The sequence below is a fragment of the Streptacidiphilus carbonis genome (assembly GCF_000787775.1).
Taxonomy (GTDB): Bacteria; Actinomycetota; Actinomycetes; order Streptomycetales; family Streptomycetaceae; genus Streptacidiphilus; species Streptacidiphilus carbonis.
In genome coordinates this window covers 1-11,640 of the sequence record NZ_BBPM01000086.1, presented here as the reverse complement: position 1 = coordinate 11,640, position 11,640 = coordinate 1, and the positions used below count along the sequence as shown (strand labels likewise).

The window sequence follows — 11,640 nt, the reverse complement described above, 5'->3', positions numbered from 1 at the left end:
CCCCGGCCCAGCCCCAGCCCTGGCCGCAACCCCCGGCCTACGGCTACGGCTACCCCCAGCCCTACGCCCCGGCCCAGCCCCACCACCACGCCGCGGCCCAGCCTCCGGCCCAGCACCACGCCCAGCCTCCGGCCCAACACCTGCACCGCACCCCGGCCCCCACCGCGGCAGCCCCCGGCCAGCACCAGCCCGCGCACCAGCCCCCGGCCCAGCATCCTGCCCCGGCGCAGCCCGGACAGCCCGCGCACCCCCCGCTGCCCGCGGACGCCCCCACGGCTGTGGCGGCCCCCACGGCAGGGGACGCCCCCACAGCCGTGGAACCCCCCAGCTGACACACCGGCCCACCAGCGCACACACACGGCGCACGCACCGTACGTTCACGCCCCTGGCTGATCGCACCGGAACCATCGGGGGCCCCTCCCGCGTTGGACAGGTTGACCCCGCACGCAGCGTGCGGAGACGCCGATACAGCGTCAGGAGGCCCGCGGATGACAGACGGCATCTACCGCATGGCCGTGACCAGTGGCCACAGCCACCGTGACACGGTCACCCTCGCGGGACAGCAGGTCAGACACTGGCTGAAGGCCCAGCACTATGAGGACCCGGGCGCCGAGGACGGTCGGCACCGGGTGGGGTCGCAGGCCGTGCTGGACTGCGCCCTGAAGGACCGGGTCAGAGGCGCGAGCGGCGCGAAGGAGTCGGTCGCGCGCTGGCGACTACGCGAGTTCACTCCCCAGGGCATCTGGCAGACCTCACTGACGATCAGCACCCCTCCCACCGGCGGCACCTGGGTGCGCCTGGACGCCGAGCAGCTGCCGGTCCGCGGCGCCTCGGCGACGAAGGCCCCGGTCCCGGCCCTGGCCAGGGGCCTGCTCGACGTCCTCGGCGCGGCCGAGGGCGAGCACCAGGGCGCGGCCAGGGTGCACGGCATGCCCACCGTCATCGAACGCGGCGACGTCGACGAGGTGCTGGACGAACTCTGCGACCCCGACCGGCGGATGCCGATCGTGGTCGCCAGCACTCCCCCGCGCGCCGACTTCGACGACTGGCTGGCCGAGACCGTCGACCCGCTGCTGCGCGGCTGCGCCGGCCTCGCCGTGCTGTACGCGCTGGCCCCCGGCGCCGAGCGGGACTTCAACCGGGCCCTGGAGCACCACCGGGTCTACGGCGGCGCCGTCCGCACCTACCTCCCCGGCCTGGACCCGGCCTGGGCCCCCGAGGCCCAGCGGCACCGGGTGATGGGCCGGCACACCCTGGACACCGATCTGCGCCGCGCCTCCGGCCTGCTGGCCTGGCTGCCGCGGCGGCTCGCGGTCCAGTCCCCGCTGCCGGAGGCACTGGCCGGACTGCCGCCGCTGCGCGCCCAGAACCTGCGGGCCGGCTCCGCCCCCTGGTCGGAGGAGAGCGCGGACATCGCCGCGATCGACGGCGTCCAACCCGGCACCCTGCTGGTGGACCACCACGAGGAGGAGGTCCACGAGGAGCGGGCCCGCGCGGAGGAGCTGCAGGAGGTCCGCCGCTGGCTGCGGGACGCCGAGGAGCGCGAGTCGCAGCTGGCCGCCGAGTACGACGAGCAGTACAGCGAGTTGCGCGAGGCCCGCACCCAGGTCAGGTCGCTGCGCGGACGGCTGGCCGAGGCGGACGGCGGCGACGGCGCGGTCCGGACCGCGCCGACGGCCGGCCGGGTCGATCCGGTCTCCTTCGCCGAACTGGTCGAACGGTTCGACGAGTTCCCGCTGCTCTCCTTCACCGGCGACCCCCGGCTGACCCGCGAGCTGGACGACCAGACCGACCACCCGACCTGGGTCAGGATGGCCTGGGACGCCCTGCTGGCTCTGCAGGACTACGCCGAGGCGGCGGTGCACGGCGAGTCCGGCGGCGACTTCCGCCGCTGGTGCGAGAACACCCCGGTCGACTGCCATGTCTTCCCGCCCCGCAAGGTGATCCGCGACGAGTCGCGCACGGTCCGCACCAACACCAAGTGGAAGGGCGAGCGCGAGCTCCCGGTCCCGGTCGAGGTCAACCCGGCCGGCAAGGTCTTCATGGGCGCCCACCTCCGCATAGGCGGCGGCGGCACCGCTCCCCGGCTGCACTATTTCGACGACTGCTCGGGGACGGGCAAGATCTACATTGGTTACATGGGCCTGCACCTGCGGAACACCCGCACCAACTGAGCGAGGACCGACCGCCCGCGCCACGCCCGCCCCGGCGGGTTCACGCGGGGGTTCGGGGGGTCGCTCCCCGAAAGGTTGGAGCATCGGCTACATGGGCCTGCACCTGCGGAACACCCGCACCGACTGAGAAGTCAGGAAGGTACTACCGAGATGGCACGCATTCCCTCGTCCCTGGTCGCGGCGGCCGGGCTGGTCGGCGGTTACGGAATCGCGCGGGCGACCAAGAAGCGGGAGCTGGGCGGGGTGGCGCTGCTCGCGGCCGGCGCGGTCGCGGCGACGCAGTGGAAGCGGGCCGCGGGGCCGGCCACCGCGGTGGCGCTGAGCGGGCTGTACGTCGCCGCGTTCGCGGGCTCGCACCCGCTGGCGAAGAAGCTGGGCGCCTGGCCGTCGGTGGCCGCCGTCTCCTCCGGCGTGGCGCTGGCGTCCTGGGCGGCCGTGGACCGACGCGGCTGACGCATCGCTGACGGGTCGCCGGACGGGTCGCCGGACGGGTCGCCGGACGGGTCGAAGCATTCCGACGGTCCCAGTGTCGGGGGGTGCCACCGGGACCGTCGGAGTTCGAGGTGCTGCTTGCTGCCCTGCTGCGCTGAGACCTCGGCAGGGGCCGGACGGTCAGAGCGTGAGACCGTGCTGGGCCAGCCAGGCCGCCGGGTCCACCGGCTCGCCGCCTGCCGGGCGCACCTCCAGGTGCAGATGCGGGGCGTTGACATTGCTGCCGGTCGCGCCGACCCGGCCGATGGGCTGACCCGCCGTCACTTCGCCGCCGCCGACGCCGATCACCGAGAGGTGGCAGTACCAGACCTCGGTGCCGTCGGCCAGCGTCTCCACCACGCGGTAGCCGTAGGCCCCGGCCCAGCCGGCCGAGGTGATGGTGCCGTTGCCGACCGCGGCGACCGGGGTGCCGGTCGGCGCGGTGAAGTCCTGTCCGGTGTGCAGCTGGGACCAGAGCGAGTCGGACTGCCCGAAGCCCGCCCCGGGAACCGCCGCGGCGATCGGGCTGACCAGTGTGCCGACGGCCTGAGTCGCCGTCACCGACGGTGCCGCAGCCTGCTGAGCCGCAGCCTGCTGAGCCACCTGAACCGCCGCCGCCTGCCGGGCCGCCTCCGCCGCCGCAGCCTGGGCCGCGGCCTCCTGTGCTGCCTGCTCGACCGCCCGGGCCCGGGCCGCAGCCTCCTGCGCCGCCGTCTCGCGGGCCGCCGCCTCCCTGACCGCGGCCTGGCGTGCCTCCGCCTCGGCCGCCGCCTGGCGCCTCGCGGTGTCCTCCGCGGTCGCCCGCGTCTGCGCCGCCTGTGCGCGGATCCGGTCGGCGAGGGCAGTACCCGGGTCGGCGGCCGGCCTGGCGAGGGTCGCCGTCGTACCGTGGCCCTGCTCCTGGGCGACCAGGGTGCTGCCGCCGGTCTCGCGCACCGCCGCCGACGCGGAGGGCGCCGCGAGGGCGACGGCCCCGGTGGCGCCCACGGCCGCCATCGCCGCGAAGCCCAGCACCGCCGAGGGGGCGGGCCGCTGCGGCGGAATCGGCTGCACGGGTGCCACGGGTGCCCAGGTGGGCGAGTTCGACGCCACGTTCGGCGTGCTCCTTTCCTTCCCTCTCGCCGACCGGGTTAGCTGACGGGTTCGGAGAGGAAGGTCTCCTACAGCCGGTTCGGCTGATTCACCCCGGAGAGACGTGGTTCCCCGGTTCCCAACAGGATTAGGCGACCGCGTGCGATGCCGTCCGAGCAACGGCAGACCGTCGCACTGCGTTATTGAACGGTAATCCTAGTGACGGTTGATGCCAAGCAATCCCGGGGGTGCAGTTGAGCGGTCACGGAGCGGTACCGACCTTTGTCCGGTTCTGCCCCGTACTGACCGTTCCTGAGTATGTATCAGTCGGGCAGTTCTTACCTCGCCGACGGTCCTACCTCGACGGCTGATAGAGCCAGTCGACCAGGGTCGCGGCGAATCCGTCGGCGTCGAGGTTGCGGGCGTTGGCGAACTCGCCGGGGTCGCCGGTGTCCCTCCTGGTGCCGTCCGGGCCGAGCAGCACCAGGGCGGGGATCCCGCTCTGCGCCAGCGAGACGTAGCGGGAGGCGAGTTGGGTGTTCCGGTCGAAGTGCCCGACGTCCACGGTGACCAGGTGGTAGTTGCGGGCCAGGATCCGGTTCACGCCCGGGCTGTCCACCAGCGCGGACAGCGCCTGGCAGTCCTCGCACCAGGACGAGCCGAAGTCGAGCAGCACCGGCCGGCCGTCCTTCGCGGCAGCGGTGAGGGCCGCGGACACCGCGCCGCCGGCGTCCGCCGAGGAGTCGTAGCCGTCCGGGACGGGGGCGGGGCTCACCGAGGGCAGCGGCTGGAACGGGTGGGCGTACCCGACCTGGCCGGCGCCGCGGGCGGCTCCGGGGGTGGCCGCGTCGCCGGGCGCCCCGCGCTGCGGGGCGGGCCCGTACACCGTCACGCAGCCGCCGAGCAGCAGCACCGCGACCGCGCCGGCGATCGCGGCGGTCCCTCGGCGAACCCCTCGCACGGCACTCCCTCCCTCGCTGCACCCACCGCCGCAGCAGATGGTCTTCCGATCATGGGATCAGAGGAGGGAGGGTTCTCGGCCGCAGCAACACGGAGCGGACCGCCCCGATCACCCGTACGAGCGAATGCCCCGGACGGGCCGGCCGCGGCTCTGGGGAACTGCGGACCGGACCTACGTCAGGGTGAGGTAGGCGAGGCTGCCCAGTCCGGCTACGGTGCAGTAGATCGCGAACGGCGTCAGCGTCCGGGTCTCGAAGTACTTGGTCAGGAACCGCACCGCGACATAGCCGGCGACGAACGCCGCCACCGCCCCGGCCAGCACCTGGCCGCGGATGCCGTCTCCCTGGTGCCCCATCAGCGAGGGCACCTTGAGCAGGGCGGCCGCCCCGATCACCGGCGTGGCCAGCAGAAAGGCGAAGCGGGCCGAGTCCTCGTGGCGCAGGCCCTTGAAGATGCCCGCGCTGATGGTCACGCCGGAGCGGCTGATGCCGGGCAGCAGCGCCAGGATCTGGGCGCAGCCGACGATCAGGGCCGAGCCCCAGCGCAGCTTGGTGATCCGGCGGTCGGAGAGCACGTCGGGGCCCACCTCCTCGCCGTCGAAGCCCGCCTCGGCCCCGACCGCGTCCCCGGCCCGGCGCCGACCGGTGCCGCCGCGCTTGAGCCGCTCGGCGACGAACAGCACCAGCCCGTTGAGGGTCAGGAAGATCGCCGCCGGGACCGGCTTGCCGAGGTGCTCGCGGAACACCTTGTCGAGCGCGAGGCCCGCGATGCCGACCGGGATGGTCGCCACGATCAGCAGCCAGGCCAGCTTCTGGTCCACCGTCTCGATCCGCCGCTCGCGGACCGAACTGATGAAGCCGGATATCACCCGGACCCAGTCCCGCCAGAAGAACACCACCAGCGCGAGCGCGGTGGCCAGGTGCAGCCCGATCAGCACATTGAGGTACGGGGAGTCGGCGGCCGCGACATTGAGGTCGCGCTTCCAGGAGCCGCCGATCAGGGCGGGCACCAGGATGCTGTGGCCGAGACTGGAGACCGGGAACAGCTCCGTGACGCCCTGGAGCAGGCCGACGCCGATCGCTTCTGGATAGGTGAGCACGGACATCGGCGCGGCCTTCGGAAGGAGGATCGACAGCGGGCAGTCAGAAAGTACTACAGCGCTGTAGACCCTCCACCACCGCGCGCCCCTTGTTCACCAGGACGTCTCCGAGCGTTCATGGCCGCGGGCGGGAGCCCCGCCCGCGGTCAAGCCGCCGGGCGGAGCTCCCCCGCGAGCCTCGGCTCGACCGAGGCGGTGACCACCCGGGTCCGCCGCACGGCGTTGTCCTGTGCGGCACTGAGCTGCGTCCGCAGCCGCAGTGCCAGCACCACGATCAGCACCGTCGCCCCCGCCATCACCACGATGTACGCGGCCGGCAGGCCCGCGCCGACCAGCAGCACCCCGGCCGCCGGACCCATCGCGATGGCCACCTGCTTGACCAGCGAGAACGCGGCGTTGTAGCTGCCGAGCAGATGCGCCGGCGCCAGGTCCGCGATGATCGGCCCGAGCGTCGGCGCGAGCAGCGCCTCGCCCACGCCGAACAGCATGTAGACCGACAGCATCGCCGCGGTCGCGACCGTCCCGCCGGACACCAGCCCGGCCACCGCCGCAGCGGCCCATGCGCCGAGCCAGACCACGCCGGTCGCGGCGATCGCGGTGCTGCGCCGCCGCCGCGCGGTGATCCGCACGACGATCATCTGCAGCGCCACGATGGCCAGGGTGTTCATGCCCAGGGCCAGACCGAGCACGGACGGCGAGGTGCCGACCACGTCGGTGGCGTAGGCCGCCACCCCGGACTCGAACTGCCCGTAGCAGGTGAAGAAGATCAGCCCGGCGAGCAGGCAGATCCGCACCATGGCCTTGTCGGCCAGCAGCGTCCGCAGGTCCGACCTCGGCCGCACTCCGGCGGCGCCGGCCCCTCCGGCCCTCTCGGCCACCGCAGACACCCCTGACACCGCCGCCCCGGCGACCGGCGCCGGCATCCGGATGGTGCCGGTGACCGCGGCGAGCACCAGGAACATGACCGCCTCGACGCTGAACAGCAGCGTCAGGCTGCCCGGACGGTTCACGTCCACGATCTGGCCGCCGATCAGCGCGCCGATGCCCATCCCCAGGTTGACCAGGGTGAACTGCAGGGCGAAGGCATGCGCCCTGGTCTCCCGCGTGGAGCAGCGGACGATCATCGTCGCCAGCGCGGGCTGCACCGTGGCGACCCCGGCGCCGAACAGGAACGCCGACATCAGGATGTGTCCGCCGCCGGTGGCGTGCCCGAAGGACAGCGCCCCGGCGGCGGCCGTCACCGCGCCGACGACCAGCACCGGGCGGGCGCCGTAGCGGTCGATGCCGCGTCCGGCGAGCGGCAGCGCGACCAGGGCGGCCAGCGCGAACAGGGTGAACACCAGCCACGCGGTCATCGAACCGAGACCGCGGACCGTGCTCACGTAGACGAACATGTAGGGGACGGTGAAACCGCTGCCGAACGCGCTGAGCGCGTTGCCGATCTGCACCCGGCGCAGCGTGCCGCCCGCCGTCCCGTACTGCTGGTTCTTCTGCTCCGGCTTCGGCTGTCCCAGCGCGCGCGTCATGCTGCACCACCCTTCTCTGACGTTCCAAGTTTCCTATCGAAGAGTACACTACTAAAGTCTTCGCTGCGAAACATTATCGAGCGGAACCCTTTAGCTCCGTCATGAGAGACTGGGAGACATGACCACCGACGCCCCGGCACCGCAGGACGAGGTCGCCGGCGAACTGCGGATCGACGAGCAGGTCGCCGCGTACCAGCGCGAGTTCCCGATGGTGGACCCGCAGGTCGAGACGATCGTCTCGACCCTCTCCCGGCTGGCCCGGCGGATGTCGGTCGGCTACGGGCGGCAGCTCACCGAGCTGGGCATCAGCTCGGCCGACTGGGAGGTGCTCAAGGCGCTGATCGTGGCCGGCAGCCCGTACCGGCTCGGCCCCGGCGAGCTGGCCAAGCGGCTCGGCCTCACCCCGGCCGCGATGACCCACCGGATCGACCGGATGGCGGCCGCCGAGCTGGTCACCCGTACCCGCGACGAGAGCAACCGGGTCCGGGTGATCATCGAGCTGACCCGGCTGGGCCGGGAGAAGTGGCTGGAGTCGATGAGGATGGCGGCGGTCTTCGAGGAAGAACTGCTGCAGGACGCCTCACCCGAGGAGCGCGCGGTGCTCGCCGGCCAGCTGGGGCGGATGCTGCGCCGGGTCGAGCAGGACCAGCCGGACGCGCTCGGCCGCTGCGACGACCTGGACGACTGAGTCGCTTCGGACGGATCCCCGCACCCCTGAGTGGGTGCGACCGACCCGCTGCGGGCAAGTTGCCGCAACCGGGGGCGCGGGGAACCGCGCGACGAGCCACCCCCGGTCCGCACCCGGAGGTCCACCGGAAGCGGGCCGGCCGGCGCCGAGTCGGCACGCGCCGAGGGCCGCCCACCGTGTCGGAACGGCGGGCGGCCCTCGGCGCGTCGGAACCGGGTGGTCAGGAAGTGATCCCGGCCGACTTCAGCCAGGCGTCGGCCACCGCCAGCGGGTCCGCGCCCTTGGCGCCGACCTTGGCGTCCAGGTCCATCAGCGCCGCCGTGTCCAGCTTCGCCGAGACCGCGTTCAGCGCGTCCACCGCGGTCTGCGGCAGGGTCTTCTGCGCCACCGGGATGACGTTCTGGAAGCCGAACAGGCTCTTGTCGTCCTGGAGCGTGATCCACTTCTCGGTGGCGATGGTGCTGTCCGTGGTGAAGATGTCGCCGACCTGGATGTCGTTCTTCTTCAGCGCGGCCTCGGTGAGCGTGCCGCCCGCGTCCAGCGCCTTGAAGCTCTTGAAGTTCAGGCCGTAGACCGACTTCAGGCCGACTATGCCCTCCTGACGGGTCTGGAACTCCGGAGCGGCGCCCAGCACCAGCTTGCCCGCGATGCTCTTCAGGTCGGAGATCTTGGAGCTGGCGGTCAGGTGGTACTGGGCCGCGGTCGTCGCGTTGATCGTCAGCGAGTCCTTGTCCTCGGCCGCGGACGGGTTGAGGATCTGCAGGTTCGACGACAGCTTGGCGGTCAGCTGGGTGTCGGTGTCCTGCTCGCTGGTCGGCACCGCCTTGGTGTCCAGGTAGGCCAGCAGCGAGCCGTTGTACTCCGGCATCAGGGTGACCGTGTTGTTCTTGAGCAGGCCGTAACTGACCTCGCGGCTGCCGATGTTGGGCTTGTAGGTGACCGTGAGCCCCTTGGCCTTGAGGGCCTCGCCGTAGATGTCGGCCAGGATGGTGCTCTCGGCGAAGTTGTTGGACCCCACGATGATCGGCCCGTTCGCGGCGGCGGATCCGCTGGCGGCGGCCTGGGTCGGCGCCAGTGGGTTCGAGGACGAACTGGTGGACCCGCAGGCCGCGAGGGTGACAGCAGCAGCAGAGGCGACCAGGGCAGCGGCTATACGGGTGCGGCCGCGGGTAGTGGAAGTAGTCACTGATCCATTCCAATGGTGGGGGGACGCGTGGGATGCAACGGACGTGCGGGGCAGAAGGTATAGCTCACGGTCGATCAAATCTGCTTGTATGAGTGGTAGTCAACCGACGTCCATGCTGCGGTCTGGCCCCCGGTACACGGCCGCACCTGTCGGATTCAGGCGCGACCGGAAGATACTGGAACGTAGAACTGCACTTGGGGAAGCGTTTTGATCACTTCGTAGCGCAAAGTTCACAACTGCCTGAGACGGCGGTCGCCGCCAACGGGTAGTCTCCGCACGGTCACTTATTCGACGAGAGCGTTCCGGTTCCCGCCGACCACCCGTCAGGGCAGGGGCGTGCCAACTGCCAGGCCCCGGAGCCGATCGAGGAGATTCGGTTGTCCCTCCAGGACGCGCACCCGGCCCCACCGGCCGCCCCGGACGCACCGGGCCCCCAGGGCGAACCGGTTGCTCCGGGCACCCCAGGACCCCCGGGCGGCCTGCAGACCCGGGAACGGCCCGACCCGACGGCGGAGAAGGGCCTGCGGGCCCGGCTGGGGCGGCTGCTCGACCGGATTCCGTTCCGGCACAAACTCAACGTCCTGGTCACCGTGCCCGTCGTGGTGATCTCGGTGCTGTTCGCCGTCGTCGTGAACAGCGAGATCGAGACCGCCCAGGCCGCCGCCGCCCAGGCCGACCTGGTCCGCAACAGCTACCAGGTCGCCCTGCTGGTCGACGACGTGCAGACCGAGCAGCAGCAGGCGCTGCTGCTCTGGGCGCACTACGACCGCAAGAGCGCCAAGGACCCCGCGCCCTCGAACGCCGCCTTCCGCGCCGCCGCGGCGGCCACCACCGCCCAGGCCGCCATGGTCCGCCAGGTGTTCGGCTCCGCCATACCGGTCGGCGAGAGCGAGGCCCTCGCACAGGTCGACGGAATGGGCACGCCGAGGGACCAGATCGAGGTCGGGATGCTGGCCGCCCCCAACATCGACCAGGCCTACAGCCCCACCGCCGCCGCGCTGATCGACGGCCTCGGCCTCACCACCGACGAGAGCGGCAACTCCACGATCACCCAGAGCCTGGACGCACTGCTGCGGGCGGACGCCGCGCACGCCGTCTACGAGACCAGCGTGCTGTCGTCGCAGACCGGCGACTCCAACGCGCTGGTGGAGTTCCTCGCCGCCGTCGGCGCCCAGGAGCAGTACGGCTACCAGGTGGACCGCTTCGGGCAGTTGGCCACCGCCGCCCAGGCCACCGAGCTCGGCGGGATGGACCACAACAGCAACCAGGTCTACATCGGCCAGCAGCTGGCGCTGCTGGAGGTCTCCCCCGGGGACCTGGCCAACGCCCCCGACGCGGCGTCGATGCGGGCGGCCGCGGAACAGGTCGACCAGACCCTGCCGAAGATCGTCGGCGAGTCGCAGATCCGGCTGCAGATCACCCAAAAGCTCACCCAGGAGATCGCGGCCCGCGCCGACAGTGCCTCCAGCACCGCCTGGCTCAAGGCCATCCTGCTGCTGGCGCTGGCCCTGCTGATCTTCGTCACCTGGCTCACCCTGTCCGTGCTGATCAGGCACTCGGTGGTGCGCCCGGTCCAGCGGCTCACCAGCGCCGCCCGCAAGGTCGCCGCGATCTCGGAGAAGGAGCTGGCCCGGGTCGCCGACGACGACGCCGTGGACGAGAGCCCGGCCCGGCTGGAGGCCGTCCCGGTGCTGGCCCAGGACGAACTCGGGGCCCTGGCCGAGGCGTTCAACCAGGTCCAGATCACCGCGGCCGGCCTGCTGGAGCGCCAGGTCACCAGCCGGCGCAACATCGCCGAGATGTTCGGCAACATCGGCCGCCGCGTCAGCAACCTGACCAACCGCCAACTCGCGCTGATCGACGCGGTCGAGCGCGGCGAGACCGATCCCGAACTACTGGAACAGCTCTACCGGATCGACCACATCGCAGTGCGCATGCAGCGCAACGCCGACAGCCTGATGCTGCTGGCCGGCATCCGCGAGTCCGAGCTGGACGGGCGTCCGGCCCCGGTCAGCCATGTCATCCGCGCCTCGCTGGGCCAGATCGAGGGCTACCAGCGGGTGGTGCTGCGCGCCGAGTCGGACCCGACGGTCGCTCCCGACATCGTCGGCGACCTGGTGCTGATGCTCGCCGAACTGCTGGAGAACGCCGTCTCCTTCTCCCCCGCGCACAGCAGTGTCGAGGTGACGGTGCGGACCTCCGGCGGCCATGCCGCCATCGAGATCGTCGACCACGGCCTGGGCATGGGCTCGGAGCGGCTGGCCGAGGAGAACGCCCGGCTGGTCCGCCGCGAGCGGCTCGACCTGGTGCCGACCCGGGTGCTGGGACTGTTCGTGGTCGGCAACCTGGCCCGGCGCTGGGGCATCACGGTCACCCTGTCGCGGACCCCCGGCGGCGGCGTGAGCAGCCTGGTGCTGGTGCCGGCGGCGCTGCTCAGGACCGCGTCGACGACGCCGGCCGGGCCC

The 11,640-nt window shown here is 72.1% G+C and carries 9 protein-coding genes, 1 pseudogene and 1 riboswitch; of the genes and pseudogenes, 5 read left to right on the top strand and 5 right to left on the bottom strand.

Features of this window, described 5'->3' with window-relative positions; all coding sequences use genetic code 11:
• The 3 genes and pseudogenes from TR46_RS42875 to TR46_RS35150 all read left to right on the top strand — a co-directional run.
• Positions 1-332 (top strand): annotated as a pseudogene (locus tag TR46_RS42875) (topoisomerase II); the annotation flags it as partial.
• A 156-nt stretch (positions 333-488) separates the two neighbouring features.
• Positions 489-2,174, top strand: a complete 1,686-nt coding sequence (locus TR46_RS35155; RefSeq protein ID WP_052433379.1) for a hypothetical protein — start codon at positions 489-491, stop codon at positions 2,172-2,174.
• Between the two features lie 150 nt (positions 2,175-2,324).
• Positions 2,325-2,627 (top strand): hypothetical protein, encoded by a 303-nt coding sequence (locus tag TR46_RS35150; RefSeq protein WP_042410541.1) that lies wholly within the window; start codon positions 2,325-2,327, stop codon positions 2,625-2,627.
• 159 nt (positions 2,628-2,786) lie between these two features.
• Here TR46_RS35150 and TR46_RS35145 read toward each other — a convergent pair whose 3' ends face one another.
• The 4 genes from TR46_RS35145 to TR46_RS35130 all read right to left on the bottom strand — a co-directional run bounded on the left by TR46_RS35145 (position 2,787) and on the right by TR46_RS35130 (position 7,301).
• Positions 2,787-3,737 carry a M23 family metallopeptidase gene (locus TR46_RS35145; protein WP_236655666.1) on the bottom strand — a complete coding sequence of 317 codons (951 nt, stop codon included), beginning with the start codon at positions 3,735-3,737 and terminating at the stop codon, positions 2,787-2,789.
• A 12-nt stretch (positions 3,738-3,749) separates the two neighbouring features.
• Positions 3,750-3,881, bottom strand: a riboswitch (cyclic di-AMP (ydaO/yuaA leader).
• Positions 3,882-4,071: 190 nt separating this feature from the next.
• Positions 4,072-4,677: a thioredoxin family protein gene (locus tag TR46_RS35140; RefSeq protein ID WP_052433377.1), complete on the bottom strand. Its 606-nt coding sequence runs from the start codon at positions 4,675-4,677 to the stop codon at positions 4,072-4,074.
• A 171-nt stretch (positions 4,678-4,848) separates the two neighbouring features.
• Positions 4,849-5,781: an undecaprenyl-diphosphate phosphatase gene (locus tag TR46_RS35135; RefSeq protein ID WP_042410538.1), complete on the bottom strand. Its 933-nt coding sequence runs from the start codon at positions 5,779-5,781 to the stop codon at positions 4,849-4,851.
• Between the two features lie 140 nt (positions 5,782-5,921).
• A complete protein-coding gene (locus TR46_RS35130; RefSeq protein ID WP_084719206.1) occupies positions 5,922-7,301 on the bottom strand; it encodes an MFS transporter in 1,380 nt (459 codons plus the stop codon).
• A gap of 118 nt (positions 7,302-7,419) precedes the next feature.
• On the opposite strand from TR46_RS35130, the gene TR46_RS35125 reads away from it, so the two are divergent.
• Entirely contained in the window at positions 7,420-7,989 is a 570-nt protein-coding gene (locus TR46_RS35125; protein ID WP_042410535.1) for a MarR family winged helix-turn-helix transcriptional regulator, read from the top strand.
• 220 nt (positions 7,990-8,209) lie between these two features.
• Here TR46_RS35125 and TR46_RS35120 read toward each other — a convergent pair whose 3' ends face one another.
• Positions 8,210-9,175 carry an ABC transporter substrate-binding protein gene (locus TR46_RS35120; protein ID WP_042410533.1) on the bottom strand — a complete coding sequence of 322 codons (966 nt, stop codon included), beginning with the start codon at positions 9,173-9,175 and terminating at the stop codon, positions 8,210-8,212.
• A gap of 377 nt (positions 9,176-9,552) precedes the next feature.
• Between TR46_RS35120 and TR46_RS35115 the strand changes: the two genes are divergently transcribed.
• The coding region (locus TR46_RS35115) for a HAMP domain-containing sensor histidine kinase (RefSeq protein WP_236655665.1) at positions 9,553-11,640 on the top strand (2,088 nt) is incomplete at its 3' end.